Origin of the sequence: Caldicellulosiruptor kronotskyensis 2002, from assembly GCF_000166775.1 — a bacterium.
Taxonomy (GTDB): Bacteria; Bacillota; Thermoanaerobacteria; order Caldicellulosiruptorales; family Caldicellulosiruptoraceae; genus Caldicellulosiruptor; species Caldicellulosiruptor kronotskyensis.
In genome coordinates this window covers 2,717,787-2,736,867 of the sequence record NC_014720.1, presented here as the reverse complement: position 1 = coordinate 2,736,867, position 19,081 = coordinate 2,717,787, and the positions used below count along the sequence as shown (strand labels likewise).

At 36.6% G+C, this 19,081-nt stretch carries 14 protein-coding genes and 2 CRISPR repeat arrays; of the genes, 10 read left to right on the top strand and 4 right to left on the bottom strand.

The features are described from left to right. Window positions 1-16: 16 nt before the first annotated feature. Entirely contained in the window at window positions 17-166 is a 150-nt protein-coding gene (locus CALKRO_RS13625; protein WP_013431367.1) for a hypothetical protein, read from the bottom strand. Window positions 167-209: 43 nt separating this feature from the next. Next, window positions 210-1,755: a CRISPR direct-repeat array (repeat unit 30 nt; unit sequence GTTTCAATCCCCAAAGGGGAGGCTACAAAC). Between the two features lie 431 nt (window positions 1,756-2,186). On the opposite strand from CALKRO_RS13625, the gene CALKRO_RS12555 reads away from it, so the two are divergent. The 7 genes from CALKRO_RS12555 to cas2 all read left to right on the top strand — a co-directional run bounded on the left by CALKRO_RS12555 (window position 2,187) and on the right by cas2 (window position 10,298). Then, on the top strand, window positions 2,187-4,250 hold the full coding sequence (locus tag CALKRO_RS12555) for a TIGR02556 family CRISPR-associated protein (RefSeq protein ID WP_013431366.1): 2,064 nt from the start codon (window positions 2,187-2,189) through the stop codon (window positions 4,248-4,250). Between the two features lie 20 nt (window positions 4,251-4,270). After that, on the top strand, window positions 4,271-5,176 hold the full coding sequence (cas7b, locus tag CALKRO_RS12550; RefSeq protein WP_013431365.1) for a type I-B CRISPR-associated protein Cas7/Csh2: 906 nt from the start codon (window positions 4,271-4,273) through the stop codon (window positions 5,174-5,176). 20 nt (window positions 5,177-5,196) lie between these two features. Beyond that, window positions 5,197-5,949: a type I-B CRISPR-associated protein Cas5b gene (cas5b, locus tag CALKRO_RS12545; RefSeq protein WP_013431364.1), complete on the top strand. Its 753-nt coding sequence runs from the start codon at window positions 5,197-5,199 to the stop codon at window positions 5,947-5,949. A gap of 91 nt (window positions 5,950-6,040) precedes the next feature. Beyond that, window positions 6,041-8,464, top strand: coding sequence for a CRISPR-associated helicase/endonuclease Cas3 (locus CALKRO_RS12540; protein WP_013431363.1), 2,424 nt, complete (start codon window positions 6,041-6,043; stop codon window positions 8,462-8,464). Between the two features lie 28 nt (window positions 8,465-8,492). Further along, the gene (gene cas4, locus CALKRO_RS12535; protein ID WP_013431362.1) at window positions 8,493-8,990 is read left to right on the top strand and encodes a CRISPR-associated protein Cas4; all 498 of its coding nucleotides are present in this window, start codon (window positions 8,493-8,495) and stop codon (window positions 8,988-8,990) included. A 46-nt stretch (window positions 8,991-9,036) separates the two neighbouring features. Further along, complete coding sequence (gene cas1b / locus CALKRO_RS12530; RefSeq protein WP_013431361.1) at window positions 9,037-10,029, top strand: type I-B CRISPR-associated endonuclease Cas1b; 993 nt, start codon at window positions 9,037-9,039, stop codon at window positions 10,027-10,029. A 5-nt stretch (window positions 10,030-10,034) separates the two neighbouring features. After that, window positions 10,035-10,298: a CRISPR-associated endonuclease Cas2 gene (cas2, locus tag CALKRO_RS12525; protein ID WP_013431360.1), complete on the top strand. Its 264-nt coding sequence runs from the start codon at window positions 10,035-10,037 to the stop codon at window positions 10,296-10,298. Between the two features lie 347 nt (window positions 10,299-10,645). Here the strand turns inward: cas2 and CALKRO_RS12520 are convergent, their stop codons facing one another. Together CALKRO_RS12520 and CALKRO_RS12510 are read right to left on the bottom strand one after the other, a co-directional pair. Next, window positions 10,646-10,942 carry a hypothetical protein gene (locus tag CALKRO_RS12520; RefSeq protein WP_013431359.1) on the bottom strand — a complete coding sequence of 99 codons (297 nt, stop codon included), beginning with the start codon at window positions 10,940-10,942 and terminating at the stop codon, window positions 10,646-10,648. A 200-nt stretch (window positions 10,943-11,142) separates the two neighbouring features. Then, window positions 11,143-11,768: direct repeats of the CRISPR family, unit length 30 nt; unit sequence GTTTCAATCCCCAAAGGGGAGGCTACAAAC. Between the two features lie 510 nt (window positions 11,769-12,278). Continuing rightward, window positions 12,279-14,723, bottom strand: coding sequence for a transglycosylase domain-containing protein (locus tag CALKRO_RS12510; RefSeq protein ID WP_013431357.1), 2,445 nt, complete (start codon window positions 14,721-14,723; stop codon window positions 12,279-12,281). 182 nt (window positions 14,724-14,905) lie between these two features. Here CALKRO_RS12510 and hydE point away from each other — a divergent pair, with 182 nt between their 5' ends. Continuing rightward, window positions 14,906-15,961 carry a [FeFe] hydrogenase H-cluster radical SAM maturase HydE gene (hydE, locus tag CALKRO_RS12505; RefSeq protein WP_013431356.1) on the top strand — a complete coding sequence of 352 codons (1,056 nt, stop codon included), beginning with the start codon at window positions 14,906-14,908 and terminating at the stop codon, window positions 15,959-15,961. 94 nt (window positions 15,962-16,055) lie between these two features. Continuing rightward, window positions 16,056-16,712, top strand: coding sequence for a hypothetical protein (locus CALKRO_RS12500; protein ID WP_013431355.1), 657 nt, complete (start codon window positions 16,056-16,058; stop codon window positions 16,710-16,712). 44 nt (window positions 16,713-16,756) lie between these two features. On the opposite strand, the gene CALKRO_RS12495 is transcribed toward CALKRO_RS12500, so the two are convergent. After that, window positions 16,757-18,181: an MFS transporter gene (locus CALKRO_RS12495; protein ID WP_013431354.1), complete on the bottom strand. Its 1,425-nt coding sequence runs from the start codon at window positions 18,179-18,181 to the stop codon at window positions 16,757-16,759. A 235-nt stretch (window positions 18,182-18,416) separates the two neighbouring features. Between CALKRO_RS12495 and CALKRO_RS12490 the strand changes: the two genes are divergently transcribed. Next, complete coding sequence (locus CALKRO_RS12490; RefSeq protein WP_013431353.1) at window positions 18,417-19,067, top strand: hypothetical protein; 651 nt, start codon at window positions 18,417-18,419, stop codon at window positions 19,065-19,067. Window positions 19,068-19,081 lie beyond the last annotated feature (14 nt).

Here is a 19,081-nt window from a genome sequence, read left to right as displayed (position 1 = left end):
TGGTTATAAACTTTACTTAACAAATTTCTAAAAGAAGGCGCTTCTTTTTTATCCAATTTTTAAGCAAATACTCTTCTAATTCCCTTAATTTCCAAAACAAAAAGCATACAGACCATGCACCTGCACTACCATTTACTACACCATTGGTAGCAGTATCAATCTCCAACAGAAAGTCTCCTTTTCTCCTCTACCTCCAAAACTTAGACTTCTTATTAATCCCCAAAGGAAAGACTACAAACGCACTGTTTGAAAAATGCCCAAGGGCTTACTTTTAGTTTCAATCCCCAAAGGGGAGGCTACAAACACAAATGGTAATAGCATAATTTAACAATGGAAATCAGTTTCAATCCCCAAAGGGGAGGCTACAAACTATCAACATAACCAAACTGTGGTTCAGCCTGTTGAGTTTCAATCTCCAAAGGGGAGGCTACAAACTGATAATCAAATGGTTTTTCATACACCACAAAAAAAGTTTCAATCCCCAAAGGGGAGGCTACAAACTGATTGGCTCACTCAAGAGAGAAGCTTCACATTAGTTTCAATCCCCAAAGGGGAGGCTACAAACCGTCGTTTGTTAGGAGGTGCTGAATGATGATTAGACGTTTCAATCCCCAAAGGGGAGGCTACAAACTGATTGGCTCACTCAAGAGAGAAGCTTCACATTAGTTTCAATCCCCAAAGGGGAGGCTACAAACGTTTTATATTTTGCTTTATTATACTTTTAGGTATAAGTTTCAATCCCCAAAGGGGAGGCTACAAACCGGTATTTCGCCCTGCGGATGCCCAATGTCGTCGCTGGTTTCAATCCCCAAAGGGGAGGCTACAAACTCGAGGTTATTTTAGAACAATAGAACAAAAATATAGTTTCAATCCCCAAAGGGGAGGCTACAAACTTCACGTTCAAGTCTGTCTCTTACAAGAGCAATTATGTTTCAATCCCCAAAGGGGAGGCTACAAACAGAACCAAATAGTATTGCAATTCCTAATATCAACGGTTTCAATCCCCAAAGGGGAGGCTACAAACTCCTTGTAGATTTTGTGTTGAAGACCCCGAAGAAATGTTTCAATCCCCAAAGGGGAGGCTACAAACTAGATACAATGGGTTTGAAAGGAATATTTTGAAAGGTTTCAATCCCCAAAGGGGAGGCTACAAACTGGTGATAAGGCTTGTGATAGCATTAATTAATATTAGTTTCAATCCCCAAAGGGGAGGCTACAAACAGTTTACATTCGAGGGTTGGGAATTACTTGACTGGAGTTTCAATCCCCAAAGGGGAGGCTACAAACCCGTCCCCGTCACTATCTACATATCCACCTATCAAGTGTTTCAATCCCCAAAGGGGAGGCTACAAACAAGGAGGAGAGCTGAATGATTGAGAGACCGCAGACTTGTTTCAATCCCCAAAGGGGAGGCTACAAACTTACAATAGCGGGGCAGGCATTTAATGCGTTTCGACAGTTTCAATCCCCAAAGGGGAGGCTACAAACCTGGTTGTTTAATGTTAAGGGATAAGTGATGGATGGTGTTTCAATCCCCAAAGGGGAGGCTACAAACTGGTGATAAGGCTTGTGATAGCATTAATTAATATTAGTTTCAATCCCCAAAGGGGAGGCTACAAACTTGGTAAGTACGGTGATATTAGAGTGAATGTGTGGAGTTTCAATCCCCAAAGGGGAGGCTACAAACGGTATTAAGTAATTTTTCTTCTTCTGGACTACTAAAAAGTTTCAATCCCCAAAGGGGAGGCTACAAACCCGTGGATAGGTTGAAGAATGCCACAAGGAACAAATGGTTAAGTTTTCAAGCTGCAGTATGTTATTTCTATTATACACCTCAAAAGCATGAAAGTCAACACATACCAGAAATTACCTTTTGCTGTCGACCCCCGGGGGTTTTTGGGGGGATTTCAGGTCGACAGCAATTGGTAAATACAAAAGTCATAATACGTCACAAATCACAAAGTACATAATTAAAAATGTCAATTTTTGTACAAGCAAAAATAATATAAAATGAAAAAAATAACATATAAAGTTAATTAACTTCGCATAAAATTTGGCCTTAAAAATTAAATAACGGTATGTAAAATTAAAAAGTGAACTAACTAACGAGAATTGCAAGTTCAAAATTTGGTTGTATCTTGAAAATAAAATTGGTATAATTAACATAAAAGTGAGGTGAGAGGCTATTGATAGAGGAAATAGTTGAGGTTGGTGATATTTTAATTGGTGATGCATCTGGAAATGATGCCTATTTATCTGTTCTTACAGAAGATATTGAGGTTCCATCTGGGGATGAAAAGAGATATGTTGCAAAAATTGACTTTTCTACAAATGAGAAAAAAATTAATATAGACTGTGCTGAAGAAATTGATGATGAAACTGCTAAAAAATATGTTTATGTTGGTTCGGCAGAAGGGGCAAATTCGTCACAATGGTTTGCTTCTACGACATCTTTTGCATATTTTCTAACAGAAACCATTCCAAACCTTGTTGAATGTGAAATACCTGTAGTATCTGACATATGTAAAAAAATATTAGATATGTATTTTGTCAAAGTCAAAGAATATCTGAGCAAATCTTCTGAACTTATCGATGAAGAAAAGAGGTATTTGCAGCAGAAGATAGAGAAAAAATACGTTTATTTTTTAGATACTGACAATATAGTGGTAAATGACAACAAGAGATTGACTGAAAAGCCGCTATCACAAATTTACAAAGAACTGATTAACAATGCAAAATCAACAGATAAGATTTTTAAGCAATTGAGAGATGTTTTTACAAAGGAATGTACAAATGGATTAAAAAAATTAACAGAGCTAAAACCTCAGCAAATAGGCTTGTATATACTCTGTGTTGATGGAAAGCCTTTGACAAGCTATCCAGAGTATATTGACGCTGTTATTGCATACAAACGCCAGGTCAAAAAAGGCACAGAAAAGACTAAAAAGAAGCAAAAAGAAGGTAATATATGTTATATATGTTTGGACACAGATAACTTATCATTCGAAGGATTTAAAAAGACAAAGTTTAAATATTTTACGACAAACCAGAATATATTTGCATCTTATCTTGACCAAAAGAACTATGCCAAGAACATAACTGTATGCGAAAAATGTCTTTTAAAGCTTGTGGCAGGAGACATATTTTTAAGAAATAAACTTAAAACACAGCTCGGAACATTTGATGTATATGTTCTGCCAACTTTTGTTTACACAAGTGCAAAGCTAACAAAAAACTATTTAGAGGAACTTTCCCAAAATATCACGAATTCGTTGAACACTGCATGGAACTATAACAGCCTGGAAAAACTGCGAGATGATATATACAACTTTCTTTCATATTTCGACCAAAACCACTATTTTTTGCTGAACCTGATTTTCTACAGGGAAGCACAAGCAGGTACAAAGATAATAAGATTTATACCCGACATCAATCCTTCAATTTTCGACAAAATTTACAATGCAGCTTCAAAAGTCTTTTCTCAGTATACTGACCTCATTGGGAATGACCCTTCTTTTAAGATTTCCCTTGAAAGCATCTATTACAGCGTTCCAATAAGGCTCAAAAACATAAGTGAGAGCAAAGAAGCGCAAAGGCTTTTGAACATCTACGATGCTATTTTTTCTGGCAAGAGAATAGCAAGAGATGTTCTCATAGAAAACTTCATAAAGGCAGTATGTGTTGTTGTTTACGGGAAAGAAGGGTATAACCTTTCAAAGTTTATAGGAAACGACATTGCTTCAATAGTTATTAAAATGGTTTTTGTTACAAAGTTTTTAGAACTTTTAGATTGCTTGGAGGTGAAAAGAGGGATGGATATTGCGCAGCTGAATTTGTCCGACGATCTCAAAACCTATATTCAACAAATGAATTATGATGAGCCAAAGACAGCTCTGTTTTTGCTTGGAGTTTTGATTGGCGAGATAGGAGCAAAACAATATCTTGCTACCAAAGATAGGCAAGACGACTCTGCTGGACACAAACCAATTTTGAACAAGATAAATTACAATGGGATTGACAAGCCAAAGCTTATAAGACTGTGTAATGATGTTCACAACAAGCTGAGGCAAGAAAAACTTTTACCGTACACCGAGATGATTTTTGCCGAAATGAAAAGGCTTTTGGACAAGCACATAGATTCATGGAAGCTTGACAAATATGAAACTCTATTTTACATCCTCTCTGGCTATGCATACAAAACTCAAAAGGTTATATTAAATGCTTCGAACTCTCAGGATACATCTAATTAAAATAGGAGGACTGATGAAAGATGGAAAAGAAGATTATTGATAAGAACAGCGAGATTTTGTTTACCTATGATGCTAAGCTTTGCAATCCAAACGGTGACCCAGATGAAGAAAATCGACCAAGAATGGATTGGGAAAAAGAGATAAACCTTGTGTCAGATGTTCGTGTAAAAAGGTATATCCGTGATTATTTAGAAGATATAGGACAAAAGATTTATGTTCGAAAGATTGAAGGCAAGAGTGAAAAGCCAGAAAAAGTTTTAGATGCTACAGCAAAAGAAAAAAATACTGAAGTTGATAAGTTAGACGTGCTTGATACATTCATTGACATAAGACTTTTTGGTGCCACAATTCCTATTAAAGGAAGAACTGAAACTTACATTGGACCAGTACAGTTCAACTGGGGATATTCATTGAACAAGGTTGAACTTTTAGAAGCGTCTATCACAAGCCATTTTGCAAGCGATGAGAAAAAACAGCAGGGTGCTATAGGCAAAGACTACAGAGTGAAATACTCTTTCATAGCTTTTTCTGGGATAGTGAGCGCAAGAAGGGCAAAGATAACAGGGCTTACTGAGGATGATATCAGACTTTTTGACACAGCAATGAAAGAAGCAATTCCACTTTTAGCAACCAGAAGCAAGATAGGTCAGTATCCAAGGCTTTACATGAGAGTAGAGTATGTAGACGATAAAACCTTACTTGGAGACCTCAGAGATTACATTAAACTCATTGAGGTTGTCGAAAAACCGCGAAAAATTGAAGATGTTCAGCTTGATATTACAGATTTGGCTGAGATTTTGCATAAGAACAAAGATATAATTTCAAAGATTTACTATTTCAAACACCCAGAACTTTGCCTTGTTTGCGGTGGCAATGTTGTGGACTTTAAAGATACATTTGGTACTTTTGATCTTGAAGAAGTTTAGAAAAACAAGGTGAGAAGAAAATGAAATTTTTAGTGTTTGACCTCAAAGGCAAGTTTGCTCACTTTAGAAAATTTTATACAAACTCATCATCGCTTTCGTATCTTGTGCCACCGAGGACTGTGATTGAAGGTATTGTTGCAGCTATCTTGGGTTTTGAGAGGGATAGTTATTATGAGGTGCTCTCAGCAGAAAACCTTTTAGTTGCAGTACAAAAGATAGAAAGGACATATAAGATTATACAGACGGTGAACTATATAAAAGCAACAACTGTAAATGAACTAAAAAATCCAAATACCCACACACAGGTGCCGCTTGAGATCTTGGCTGGATACAATGGATTTGTAGGTTTTAGAGTTTTTGTTATGCCAAAAGATGAAAAAGTATATTATAACTTAAGGTCAAGGCTTGAAAGTGGCAAGTCAGAATTTCCTATATACTTTGGCAGTGCTCCGTTTGCTGCAAAGACTGAGTTTTTGGGTGAATTTGAAGCCTACAGGTGGGAAGACAGCAGAGCAGGTATTTTAACTGTGCTTGATACAGGCTTAATAAAATCTTTGAACTTAAGCTTAGAATCTTCTTCTTCTCTTGCCCTCATGAAAGACAGGATGCCGTGCGATTTTGACAAAGATAGGTTTGCCACAAAGGTCAAGACGTATATTAACGACGAAAATCTCAATCCTATCTGGGTAGATTTAGATAGCAGTGCGCAGGACAAGGTGTATTTTATAAAAGAGTTTTCAAGTGACAAAAAAGAATGTGTCTCGTTGATGTAAAAGATATTTTGCCATTTGGGGGATAGTCCCAAGTGGCGTTTTTCTTGTTTTGGTGTAAAAGTTTTTATTTACAGCAAAAAGGGGGATTTGCATGGAGTATTTTTCTCACAAAAATCCTGATAAGCTCCTCTATGATCACCTTCTTGAAGTTTATCACTATGCTATGGAGGCAAATGTGGAGCTAAAAAGCTGGGAAAAAGAAGCACTGCAAATTATATGTCTTTGTCATGACTTTGGGAAATTTACAACATTTTTTCAAAGTCATCTTAGCGGTGTGTCAAGCAAGCATTCACAACATGGTTTTTTATCAGCCATCTTTGGGGTCTTTTGCTGGATGCAAAAGAAAGGACTGTGTTTACAAAAGATGAACCCACCAGCTTCTTTAGATGAAGTCATATCTCTTTTGATTTACGCTTGCATTCTTCACCATCACGGAGATGTCAAGGATATTAGCAAGAACCTGCCAGAAAAATTTGCAGGGGATTTCAAGGCAGATATAAACCTTATTCAGAAAATAGATGATGCCTATGTTCAGATTGAGGATTTGAGGTGCAATGCTGAAGATATAAAACCTTCGCTTGAAAAGGTTGGGCTTTGTGATGTGTTTGAAAAGTTTTTAGCACAGCAAAGGGGTTTTATAGAGGATATCCTGAGATACCTTAAAAGAATTGAATATGGCATTCGTATGATTGGTATGATACCGCAGGCTTTCAAAGATGGAACTGAGCTTTATTTTGCCCAGCAAAAGTTGTATTCTCTTCTCATATGGGCAGACAAGATGTCAGCTGCAAATTACAAGTTACTGTCGCCCTGCTATGCTTCGTTAAATAGACTTATTGTGGCAAGAGAGAAAGTTATCAAACCGACTCAGGACAAAAATCTGAAGAGAATAAGACAAAGTGTGTTTGAGGCTGTACTTTCAAACATTGAAAAGAATAAGGAAAAAGACATATTTTCTATCACAACCCCAACAGGCACAGGGAAGACTTTGGCAGGAGTGTTTGCAGCAGTAAAACTGAAAGAAATTTTGAAAAAGTCTGGAAGGATAATATATGCTCTTCCATTCACCTCTATAATAGACCAGAACTATGATGTTGTCAAACAGCTATTTGAAACAATAGAAGATTTTGAAACAAACAGAGACAGGTACTTGTTAAAACATCATCATCTAACTGATGGTGAGTACAAGGGGAAAGAAGAGGCTCTGAAAGAAATTACAGATGAAATTACAGTATATGAAAAAGTTGCATCAGAATGCTTTATAGAAAACTGGACATCTGGGTTTGTAGTGACAACATTTGTTCAGCTGCTTGAAACTTTAATTTCAAACAGAAACAGGATGCTCAAAAAGTTCCATGCTTTTTACGATTCAGTACTCCTCCTTGATGAGATTCAGGCAATTGAGGTTGAGCTTCTGCCACTTGTTGAAGAGATCTTGAGGAAACTTTCGCAGCTTTTCAGGTGCAAGATTATTCTCATGACAGCCACAAAACCACTTATATTCGAAGATGCTTGTGAGCTTGCAGGGTTTTGTGACTATTCAATTTTTAACAGAACAAAGCTTATGTATCACCACAGTGATTTAAAAGTAGCTGAATTTGTGGATTTCTTCTTACAAGAAGTATATGAAGACGAAAAATCGTTTTTGATTGTTGCCAACACCATAAATCAGTCGCATCAAATCTACAATGGGATAAAAAACAATCTCAAAAATAAAGAGGTTATTTACCTTTCAGCAAATCTTGTGCCAAAAGATAGGAAAAAGGTTATTAAGAAAATAGAAGATATGTTGAGCAGCGGCAGAAAACCCATTGTTGTTTCAACCCAGGTGATTGAGGCAGGGGTAGACATTGACTTTGATTGTGTAATAAGAGACATAGCTCCTATTGATTCAATAATCCAGTGTGCAGGAAGGTGCAACAGGCACAATGAAAAAACCCAAGGTAGTGTGCTGGTTGTAAACATGAAAGATGAAAGTGGCATAACCTTTGCAAAAAGAGTTTATGGCAACACGGCAATTGAAATATCAAGCATGCTTCTTTTGCAACATCCCGAAGTGGAAGAAAAAGACTATGGTATGCTGATTGATAATTATTTCAGGATGATAAAAGAAAATAAATCATTTAAAAAGTCTGAAGAGTTTTTGAAGGCAATAAGGCTTTTAAAGTTTGACAGTATTCTGGAAAAGGAAGAGATTACAATCTCAAGGTTTAGTCTTATCCAGCAGCGGGGTGGGTATGTCAGCGTCATCATAAGAAACAATGAAGAAATAGAAGATGCTTATCAAAGGTATATAGACTCTTTTTCCATTAAAGATTATTACGAAAGAAGAGAAATCTATCTTAAACTTAAAAATATCCTTTTTGAATACACAATTTCTGTGCCAGTAAAATACGCCCAGATTTTTGATGAAGAGAAAGGAATATTATCTTTGCCACCCACATCCTGTGAGCGGTATTACAGCCCTAAGACAGGATTTGTGTATGACCCAAACGACAATGTCATTTTTGCTTGATTTTAAGAAACAGGATGGTGTTTTGAAAATGGATATTTACATGACAGGTGTTTACATCTGGTATTACAACATCTGCAAAAGACAGGTGTGGCTCATGGCACATAGCATTTTGCCAGATGAGAACGACGATAACATCGTGCTTGGCAGGTTTCTTCATGAGTATTATTACAGTAAAGATCAGAAGGAGATAAAATTTGGCAATGCAGTGTTTGACATTCTGTATCAGGACAAAGATGAGATAGTGATTGGTGAGACAAAGAAGTCTTCAAGGTTCAAAGAAGCATCAAGGTATCAGCTTTTGTTTTATATAAAAATTCTAAAAGAAGCAGGAATTTCAGCAAAAGGAGTGCTTTTTTATCCAGAGGAGAGGAAGAAAGAGGAGGTTGAGCTGACTCTTGAAGATGAAGAAAAATTGGATAAGATGATAGCTGAGATTGAAACGATAATTGAAAAAGAGAGCCCGCCTCCTGCAGCCTACTGTAAGTATTGTCCAAAGTGTGCTTACAGGGAATATTGTTTTGCTTGAAAAGAAAAGGTTTTGTCCACAAAAAAGATTTTCGGGGTGATTTTAAGTGAAAAAAGACCTTTATGTTTTCAATTCAGGGTTTTTAAGAAGGAAAGATAACACCATCATGTTTGAAACAGATGAAGGCAAAAAGTATTTTCCTGTTGAAGAGATAGAATCAGTTTTTATATTTGGAGAGGTTGACATAAACAAAAGATTCTTGGAGTTCATGACAGAAAAGAATATATGTGTCCATTTTTTCAACAGATATGAGTACTACGTTGGCACATACTATCCGCGCGAACATTACAACTCAGGCATTGTGATACTCAAGCAGGTAGAATTTTACAACGACTACAACAAAAGAATTACCATTGCAAGGTCAATTGTTGAAGGAGCTGTTCTAAATATGCTTGTGGTTCTGAGGTACTACAATTCCCGTGGAAATATGCTAAAAGATGAGATAGAAACAATCGAAAGAATGCTCCATAACATAAACTCATGCGATGATGTAAATACGCTTATGGCTTTAGAGGGAAATATAAGAGAAGTCTACTATAAGTGTTTTAACAAAATACTGGATGATGAAAATTTTACATTTATCCGCAGGAGCAAAAATCCACCTCTTGACAAGATAAATGCTCTGATTAGCTTTGGGAATTCTCTTTTGTATGCTACAACTCTTGGAGAGATTTACCAAACACAGCTTGACCCGCGCATAGGATATCTGCATTCCACAAACCAGCGCAAGTTTTCATTGAACTTAGATATTTCCGAAATCTTCAAACCCATAATTGTAGACAGAGTAATTTTTTCTCTCGTTAACAAGAAAGTGCTGGGAGAAAAACATTTTGAAAAGGAACTAAACGGCATTATATTGAACGACCAGGGCAAAAAATTGTTTGTCTCTGAGTATAACCAAAAGCTCTACGCTACTATAACGCATCCGAAACTAAATACTCAAGTGAGTTACAAAAGGCTCATCCGAATGGAAGCATACAAGCTACAAAAATTGTTTTTGGAAAATATAGAATACAAACCTTTTGTTGCAAGGTGGTAGGCGCTATGTTTGTGATTCTTGTTTATGATGTCAATGAAAAACGGGTGGCAAAAGCTTTGAAAAAATGCAGGCAGTATCTCACATGGGTGCAAAATTCGGTATTCGAAGGCAACATATCAGAAGCAACCTTAAGAAGACTAATTCTTGAACTTGAAAAAGTTCTTGACCTCTCAGAAGATTCGGTTATTATCTACAAATTTCAAAATACATGGTACTCAGAAAGGCAAATAATTGGCATTGAAAAAAATCCTGTGGATTTTATGACATGAAAAATTTATGTATATGTTTAAAATTATAATCCTATCAATCTCCTAAAAAACATGTTAAAGCACCCAGCATCTGCGCTGAGGTGCTTTTTTATTTCAGCTACAAAGTAGAGTTTCACCATCTTCTTAAATTTTTTGCCATTATCAGCCCCTACCTTTTTCTGATAATGTTATTATTTTACTTTTTCCTTTCCTCAGGGTTGTCCGCAAAGAATAATTATTTTAGGGTAATCAACTGGACTTTTGTTTTTAAAAGTGTTTTCCCTAATTTCACAAAAGATTTCATCATGATCTTTGCTATTTAGTTTATAAAGATTTTCATTAATCATTTGTGTTTTCCCCTTCTTGATTTAAAAGGTTTTAGAGTTTATAATTTTTTCTTCATCAATTAACCAATAGAGGAGAGCATAAGCAGTTAGTGCCCTTTCAATCGCATCCTTATCACCACGATAGATGAGATCTCTTTCTTTCCAAAGTATTTCTAAGATTTTTTCTATTTTTTGAATCTTTCGTTCTTTTGTTTCGTTGTCAAAAGACAAATCTTCAATTTTAATTTTTATATTGGTTAGCTCACCGATAACTCCCATGACTATATCAATAGCAACCTCATGTTTAATATCCTCTTGAATATTTTTTATATCGCTCATCCTTACCAACCCCTTCAATAAAATAATATTATTTTTAACAATATTACGAAAGTTTTTATTTGGTTGTAATTTTGTTTTTGTAACAGATTAAATAGAATTAGATAAAATGTAAAATTCAGTTAAGTGCATAAATTGATTTTTATAAAATGGGAAACTTCCCCCTCCTTTCAATCCCCAAATGGAATGCTACACCCCCCTCCTCCTCAATCCCCAAAGGGAAGGCTACAAACTGTTGAAAATTTAGAGGATATGAACCATGGATATGTGATTTCAATCCCCAAAGGGGAGGCTACAAACTCTTCATATTATACTTTGTCACCTCAAGTATCACTTGTTTCAATCCCCAAAGGGGAGGCTACAAACCTGCAACCATGCTGCACTGCATTTTTCTTGATTTTATGTTTCAATCCCCAAAGGGGAGGCTACAAACTTTGCCCAGCCTGTTTCGTTCTCAGCTCCCAAATCGTTTCAATCCCCAAAGGGGAGGCTACAAACCTACCGGGACGGTACCTTGTTGGGTACTATGACAGAAGTTTCAATCCCCAAAGGGGAGGCTACAAACTGAAAAAAGAATGTGCAGAACTGCTTGAGAAAGGCGGGTTTCAATCCCCAAAGGGGAGGCTACAAACTCGATACGATAAGGTTGTTCAGTGTGCCTTGCGAGTTTCAATCCCCAAAGGGGAGGCTACAAACCAAGAATTTAGAAAATGTTTTGAGAAGTGAGAGACAGTTTCAATCCCCAAAGGGGAGGCTACAAACCTTGTAGGATACACATTCACCCAAGCTGCGTGAATGTGTTTCAATCCCCAAAGGGGAGGCTACAAACCCCGTGGATAGGTTGAAAAATGCCACAAGGAACAAATGGTTAAGTTTTCAAGCTGCAGTATGTTGTTTCTATTATACACCTCAAAAGCATGAAAGTCAACACATACCAGAAATTACCTTTTGCTGTCGACCCCCGGGGGTTTTTGGGGGGATTTCAGGTCGACAGCAATTGGTAAATACAAAAGTTTTAATTAATAGAATATACTAAGTACATGACTTTAATAGGAAATAAATGTTATAACAAGAATGGTAAATAAATGATTACAAATAAAATTTGATTTATAATTGATTTTTGGATATAGTTTTAAATGTCAGAAAATGTGTACAAATAGTATATCAGCGCATATAAAATGTTCAGAATAATAGACTGAACAAAGATGAAGAAAAAAAAAAGAGGCTATCTAAAAAGAAAGGTTAATAGCCTCTTTATGTAGTAAAGTATAGCTTTGTGTGGCAGAGTTTTGCCTTATTTTGCTCAATTAATATCTCAATATTTATTAACCCCTTTTTTCTACTGTGAAGAATAAGTACTTGATTGTGTTGTGTTGCTTTCAAGAGGCAAGTTTTCTTCAATGCTTTGCTGGCTGCCCTGTTCAGCAGAAGAGGATTGCTGGCTCTGTGAAGAAGGCTGCTCCAGCTGCGAGGTATTGCCTTTCTGCGGCACAATCTCCTCTTGCGGTGCTTTATGGATGTCACAGTAACTATTTGGTGCTTGGTACATATAATCATCAGGTGGGACAATAGATTCTCCCGGCCATATAGGATTGTCACGTTTTATAAATATCTTCTCTATAACATTTGGGCAGTACTGTGTTGCAAGCTTTTTAGACTGAGTGCAAACTTTAAGTTTTACATGCTTGTCGCAGTACTCTGTTGGTTCTGTGCCTTCAACAAATATCTCTTTTATAACCTGACTTCCACGAGGGTCTTGTTTGCAAAGGCTTGTTGCAAGCTTACCTGACTCTTTACACACATACCTTTCCACAATTCCAGCAGGTCTTAAAAACTCTGAGCTTACACCTTTTTGGCTCACAACTCTGTCCATTATTGCTTTGAAAATCTTCAGTGCCGGGTTTGTTCCGGTTATATAATTTAATGCAACAGGTTTGTCTTCGCCAACCCATACGCCAAGCGCATAGTTTGGAGTGTATCCTACAAACCATCTGTCTTTGCTGTCATCGGTTGTACCTGTTTTTCCTGCAACAGGATATGAAAATTTAACTCCTACTGTTATCCTTGAAGTGACAACGCTCTGAAGTATATTTGTAAGTATATATGCATTTTTTTCGTCCATTACTCTTCTTTTATAGGGTGTTCTTTCAAATATTATAATACCGTTTTTATCTTCAATTTTTGTTATGAAATAAGGCTTTATATACACACCGCTGTTAGCAACTGCAGCAAACGCAGCAGTAAGTTCAATTGGTTTTACTCCATAAGTAAATCCACCAATTGCAATTGAGAGACTGTTCATATCCTGCGGAGAAAGAGTTGTAAAACCGAACCGCTTTAGATTCCTGTAAACATTTTGAATTCCAAGATTATATGCAAACTTTACAGCAGGAATGTTTGCTGACCACTGCAAAGCTTCTCTCAAGGTCATTAATCCTTTATACCCCCTTTTGCCTGAAACCACGTTACTTTTATACCAGTTTCGTGGTGTGTACCTGCCAACCGAAAATGGCACATCATCAATCACAGTTGCAGCAGTATAACCATTTTCAAGCGCCAAGCTATAATCCGCAATAGGTTTTATAGCTGACCCAGGCTGGCGAACAGACATTGTTGCGCGGTTCAAGAGCCTAACACCTTTTAAATTTCCTCTTCCGCCCATAATACCTTTCACAGCACCTGTTTTAAAGTCAATCAAAACAGCTGCTGCCTGAGGTTGTGGTATTCCTGATGCATCGTAGTGTTTTATCTTTGGCATAATTGACAGGTCTGAAAAGACATCTTCCATTGTACTTTGTATGTTTTCGTCCATTGTTGTATAGATTTTAAGTCCGCCACCATAGATTAAATTTTCTGCTTCATCTTTTGAAATTCTTTTCTTTTCAGATAGAATTTCAATTGCTTCATCTATTACAGAGTCGACAAAATAAGGATGTTTATAAATGCTTTGCTCAGAAATATCTTTTTTTACATAAACAAGTGGCTGATTTATTGCTTCTAAGTACTCTTGTTCGGTTATATATCCAAGTTCAAGCATTTTTTTAAGAACAATTTCCTGCTTTTTCTTTGCATGGTCTGGGAATACATAAGGATTGTAATATGATGGGTTTTGAGTAATTCCGGCAATTAGGGCGCACTCTGCCAGAGTCAGCTGCGATACATCCTTTCCAAAATAGGTGTATGCCGCAGCTCCTACACCATAAGCCCCACTTCCAAGATTTATTGTGTTGAGATATTCTTCTAAAATTTGCTCTTTTGTCCATATTTTTTCAAGCTGAATGGCAAGGTATTGCTCTTGAATCTTTCGTTTGAAGGACTTTTCAAATGTTAAAAGTTTGTTTCTTACAAGCTGCTGAGTGATTGTGCTTGCACCTTCTGAAAGAGAGCCACTTTTTATATTTTTAAATATTGCTCCGAATATTCTTTTGATGTCAATCCCGTTGTGCTGCCAGAACCTCTCATCCTCAATTGCAACAAAAGCGTTTATGAGATTTTTTGGAATCTTGCTATAAGGCACTCTTATTCTGTTTTCATTACCATGAAGCCGGGCAATTTCGTTTCCGCTCTGGTCGTAAACAATAGTTGTCTGAGTATCTGAAGAAGAAGTTATTATATCAAGAGCATTTGCTGGTATTGCCTTTATGTATCCTGTGACCATTCCAAAACCAGCACCGATTAAAACTGCCATGCTTGCAATCAAAAGTACTAAAATAGTTCTTATAAAGCTTTTGAGAAAAAGCCTAAATGGCGTTTGTTTTTTTACTTTTTTATTTTTGCTTTGCAACGAATATTCCTCCCCTCTTTCCTTATTCAATTATACCACAAAAATAAATATGTATACCATTCTGGCAAAAAATGGATTAAGGTAGACTTTTAAACCGTTATATAATATGGTATAATAAAATCAAAAGCATTAAAATAGATAGAAATACTCAAATTTTCTGTTTGACAGGAGAGACCAGTAAAATGAAAGTAAAAGATATCTTGGAAAAAGCATGTTATGAGAATATTCTCACAAAAGATGAGATAAAGCTTTTGCTGATGGCAGAAGGAGATGATAAAGAACTTCTTTTCAAAACAGCTGATAGTGTAAGAAAAGAACATGTTGGAGATGAGGTCTTTTTAAGAGGGCTTATTGAATTTTCAAGCTACTGCAAAAACGACTGTTTTTACTGTGGTCTGAGACGAAGCAATAGCCAAGCTCAGCGTTACAGAATGCAGGAAGATGAGATTGTAGAGGTTGCGAAAAGGGCGTATCAGATGGGGTACCGCACGGTTGTATTGCAGTCTGGTGAGGATATGTATTATACCAAAGACATGCTGTGTTCAATTATAAAAAAGATAAAAAGTAGCGTGGATGTTGCTATAACACTTTCTATTGGTGAAAGGTCATATGATGAGTACAAGGCATTCAAAGATGCTGGAGCAGACAGGTTTTTAATGAGATTTGAAACTTCAAACGAAGAGCTATATAAAAAATATCATCCCGGAATGAGCTTTGAAAAAAGAATAGAATGTCTCAAATGGATCAAAAATCTTGGGTATGAGCTTGGGACAGGTTTTTTGATAGGTCTTCCAGGGCAAACTATTGATGATTTGGCACAGGATATACTTCTTGTAAAAGAGTTAGATGCAGATATGATAGGCATTGGACCTTTTATTCCTCATCCACAGACGCCTCTAAAAGACTCAAAAGAAGGTTCGGTGGATTTAACTTTAAAGAGCATTGCCATTTTGAGGCTTTTGATTCCAGATGCCAATATTCCTGCAACAACTGCGCTTGGCACTTTAGACCCTCTTGGGAGACAAAAAGGTCTTAAGTGCGGTGCAAATATTGTGATGCCAAATGTAAATGACCTTGAGTACAAGCTCAAATATGAGCTGTATCCTGGAAAGATTTGCATAAATGAAGATGCAACAAAGTGCAGAGGTTGTATTGAGTCAATTATAGTTTCGCTTGGTAGAAAAGTTGGACAGGGAAAAGGGCAAAGCAGGCATTACAAAAGATTTGCAGCGTCTTAAAATTCCATTGAATTTGATTAGGCTTTGTTGTAGACTTATAAGTATATAAGAAAATGTGACTTTTCATTTGGCAAAGAAGGAGTCAGGATTTTTTATGAGAATAAAAAAAGGTGCTGCAAAAAGGTTGTGGATTGCAGTTTTGATTGTAGTGGTATGTGTTCTTGGAGGTTTGGCAGGTTATTACATAGCGGGGTATCTCAATCAAAAACCTATTGTGCAGCAGCCTCATCAAGCAGATGAGAATTCAAATCAGCCAAAGCAAGAACAAAGTCAGCTTGAGCAAGAAAATCCAAGCCAACAGCAAAGCCAAGAGGTTTTGTCTGAAGTGTATAAAGCTGTTGCAAGGTTTGTCGGTGATGTTGATGTACACACTATACAGCTTTCGCTTATTAACACAAACTTTGACTTCAAAGAATTTGAAGTTGATGAGAAACTCACTCAGGGGCTTAATCTTTCAGAGGGTGAGATTGTTGAAGTTGAATTTGAAAAGCCCAAAGATGGTGGTAACCCACGAATTGTGAGCATAAAAAAGCCTGACAAGGTCACTTTAAAAGGGAAGTTTGTGGGACTTGCAGACAACAACTTTGCAGAGTTTGTGTTTGACCAAAAACACATAGTTTTGCAGATTAGTAATGTTTCCGATAAATTAGCTTACTTTAATGAAAATACCGACGTTGAGGTGACTTTTAAGACAAATCCTCAAAGTCCTAAATCAAATCCAGTTGTTGAGGATATAAAAGCATTGGAATAAAAGATATAAGAAAAACAGGGGTAGCCAGAGTTTGAGCTGCCCCTTTATTTGCTTTGTTCTACTTCAGAGTAAATATTTCCTCTTTTGTATGATGCAACAATTCCCAGAATAGAGAGAATTGCAAACACCAAAAAGCTTGTCTTCATGCTCTTTAAAATCAGGATAGAATTTTCGTGCGAAAGCTTTACACCTTTTAAGAACATGATTGATACAAACGAAACAATTGCCATTGAGAATGCCTGTCCTATAACTCTCATGACAGATATTGTTGATGATGCTGTGCCATAGAGTGATTTTGGCACACAGCTCATAACAACATTTGTGTTTGGCGATGAGAAAAGTCCAAAACCAATTCCCATGATAAACAGATTTAAAATAACAATAACAAGGTTTGTTTTAGCAGCGAAAGTTGAAAAAATAAAAAGACCAGCTGTGGTCAAAACCATGCCAGATGTTGCAAGCTTTCTTGGTTCTATCTTTTCAGAGGCTCTGCCGGAAATTAATGAAGTAATAACCTGCGACAGTGGTTGAACAATCAAAATAGAGCCTGCAAGCTGGGATGGCAGAGCTTTTACAAGTTGAAGGTACAGCGACAAAAGGTAAGATGCAGAAAATGTACAGCTGTAGTTTATAAACGCTGCCAAGTTTGAAAACCCAAACTGAGGGATTTTTACAAACAGTTTTACATCCAGAATGGGATTTTGAAGTTTTGCCTCTACGACAACAAAAATTACCATCAAAATTAACCCTGCAAAGAACAAAATTTTAGATGTATTTCCCAGTTCAAATGTGGAGGCTCCGTACATTAAAAGAAAAAGACCTGTCATTGACAGGATTGTGCCCAGTTTGTCAAGCAATTTGAGGCTGTCAAGTAGTTTTGCCTGTCTTGTATTTTTCACTTCTTTTTGAAGCAAGAACAGGTTCACAAATGAACCAATAAGTCCTATGGCAAATCCAAACAAAAATATGCTTCTATATCCCCAAAGTTTTACAAGTAAACCACCTAAAAAAGGTCCTAAGGATGTTCCCAAGTACACAACTGCTGTGTTTATCCCCAAAAGCCTTCCCCTTATTTGCGGAGAATGATTTTCAATCAAAATTGGCATCGATGTTACAAATGTAAATGCTGAGAAAAAGCCTTGCAATGCCCTAAAAATTAAAAGTGTTTTAATTGAAGTTGAAAGTGCACACATCAGGGTTGAAAGTGTAAACAGCAAAAATCCGGTTTTGAATATCTTTGTCCTGTCAAATGTGTCAGAGAGCTTTCCCATGGGAAGAATGAAGGCTGCAGAGAATATCAAAAATATGCTTATTGCAAGGTTCAGCTCTTCAGTGTTGAGTTTAAAACTTTTTGCTATATCTGGTGCGGCAATATTGACTGCGCTTGACATAAACGGTATCAAAAAAGAAGATAATGTTGTTCCAATGAGTATGTTTTTATTTATTTTTCTGTCTTCTTGAGTGTGCATAGTCCCTGTCAATCGCTCCCTTCGAAATTTCATGAACTATCAAGCTTTAAAAATTACATATATAATAATATCACTTTATGACAAAAAATTAATACACCTGGGAAGGACAATTTTGTATATTTTAAGGCTTTTGAGAAGAATTTTGAGGGTGGTAAAATAAATTATATAAAGTACTTAAGAAAAAATTGTTTGTCCACATATTTAAAAAACTACAGCACACAGGGTGAGAAAGAAAATGAAAGTTGCATGGAGCGCAACACATCAAGAGTTTCTGCTCACAGATGGCTATTACTTTTCAGGACTTTACAAGGAGCTTTGCAAAAGAAATATTGAGATTGAAGAGGTAGACAATTTTGACAGGCTTTTTGAGTATGATGTCATAGTTTTCAACTATCCAGAAAATCCTTTCAGCAATGAAGAGAAGGAAAAGATAAGAGAGGCTTTGCAGCAAAAGGGCAAGAAGATCATCTTTACAGCACATTTCAAAAACAAAGACGGTGTTTCTGAGATTTGCAATAGTATAACAAGGGATTATGGGATAAACATATTGCCAGAAGGCATAAAGGATGAGATACACCATTTAGAAGATGATCTTTTTATAATAACAACAGATGAAGTAAAACTTTACCGAAAAGGTGTCAAAGAGGTTGTGTTCCCGTACTCAGCTCCTCTTGAGGTTGGAAATGGAGCTGAGGTTGTGCTTGAAGCAAGAAAGACTAGCCTCACAGACAGCGGCAAAAAATCGCCTGTGCTTATCGCTCAAAAAAGATTTGAAAGCGGTGGAAAGCTAATTGTATGTGGAAGCTGCATCTTCTGGGACAATTTTTCACTCTTTAGACTTGACAATTTGCAGTTTGTGGTGAATATATTTGAAGGGGCTGAATAGAAAGAAGCTGGCTG